2 protein-coding genes are annotated in these 1,205 nt (G+C 34.6%); both read left to right on the top strand.

What is annotated here, in order from left to right; all coding sequences use genetic code 11:
- The first annotated feature begins 213 nt into the window (after nt 1–213).
- Nucleotides 214–861, top strand: a complete 648-nt coding sequence (locus F6K22_RS41250) for an Rpn family recombination-promoting nuclease/putative transposase (protein ID WP_363275580.1) — start codon at nt 214–216, stop codon at nt 859–861.
- Nucleotides 862–867: 6 nt separating this feature from the next.
- On the top strand, nt 868–1,149 hold the full coding sequence (locus F6K22_RS42945; RefSeq protein ID WP_363275578.1) for a DUF4351 domain-containing protein: 282 nt from the start codon (nt 868–870) through the stop codon (nt 1,147–1,149).
- The last annotated feature ends 56 nt before the right edge of the window (nt 1,150–1,205 follow it).

Below are 1,205 nucleotides of genomic sequence, written 5' to 3'. Positions count from 1 at the left end.
TCAAGGTATTTTTAAATTTTAACAGTTTGACAGATTTAGAAAATTGGTTAGAGGAACATTCATCCTCTTAGTAATTATTCAATTGTTGTAGGGGCGATTCGCGAATCGCCCCTACAGGAAATTTTGAGGAAAAGAGTTAATAGTTATCTATAGTGCGGGCATCTTGCTTGCTATTTATGTATCTATATTAATTATCAAAGGAAAAAATTTACCATGAAATTTATCAGTCCGAAAATTGATTATACCTTTAAAAAAATCTTCGGTTCCCAACAGAGTACAGACATCTTAATTAGTTTTCTCAACGCCATAATTTATGGAGGGAAAAAAGTCATTGAATCTCTCACAATTTTCAATCCCTATAATCCCAAAATCTGTAGGGTCGATTCGCGAATCGCCCCTACTTTGGATGTCAAAGCAGTTTTAGTAGATGGTTCTATTGTGGTAATTGAAATGCAGGTAGCTAGAATGGCAGGTTTTAATAAACGAGTAGCTTATAACCTAGCTAAAGCTTATGCCAATCAATTAGAAACAGGAGAAGATTATCTTCTACTTAATCCAGCTATAGCCGTAACAATTACAGATTTTATTCTGTTCAAAAATACTGAGGATGCGATTAATCAATTTGTCTTTCAGGAGAAGACGAAAAAGTTTGAATGTCTGGAGGAACAATTGCAGCTAATTTTTCTAGAATTGCCGAAATTTCAGAAGGCTTTGTCGGAGTTAAATAGTTTGGCTGATAAGTGGATTTATTTTCTCAAAGAGGCGACTCGTTTGGATGATATTCCCGAAAATTTAGGAGAAGTTGCTGAAATAGAAAAGGCTTTAAATATTGCCAATAAAATTAATCTGAGTGCCGAATAATTAGACATGGTTGAACGTCGCGCAATAGCAATGCAAGATGAAAGAGGACGAATAACTTATGCAGAAGAACAAGCTGAAGCAAGAGGTGAAGTAAAAGGTCGTCAAAAAGAAGCGATCGCTCTAATTATGGTTTTAATTTCTCAACGTTTTGGAGAAGTATCTGAAGATATTAAAAATCAGATAGAAACTCTACCTTTGGCAAACTTGGAAAGTTTGGTCAAGGTATTTTTAAATTTTAACAGTTTGACAGATTTAGAAAATTGGTTAGAGGAACATTCATCCTCTTAGTAATTATTCAATTGTTGTAGGGGCGATTCGCGAATCGCCCCTACAGGAAATTTTGA

It is taken from the genome of Okeania sp. SIO2F4 (genome assembly GCF_010672385.1).
GTDB lineage: Bacteria > Cyanobacteriota > Cyanobacteriia > Cyanobacteriales > Microcoleaceae > Trichodesmium.
This window is presented reverse-complemented; position numbering and strand designations above follow the sequence as displayed.

Bases quoted from the DNA above. Each gene is read 5' to 3' on its own strand.
- F6K22_RS42945 (WP_363275578.1), top strand. From the start codon at position 868: ATGGTTGAACGTCGCGCAATAGCAATGCAAGATGAAAGAGGACGAATA.
- F6K22_RS41250 (WP_363275580.1), top strand. From the start codon at position 214: ATGAAATTTATCAGTCCGAAAATTGATTATACCTTTAAAAAAATCTTC.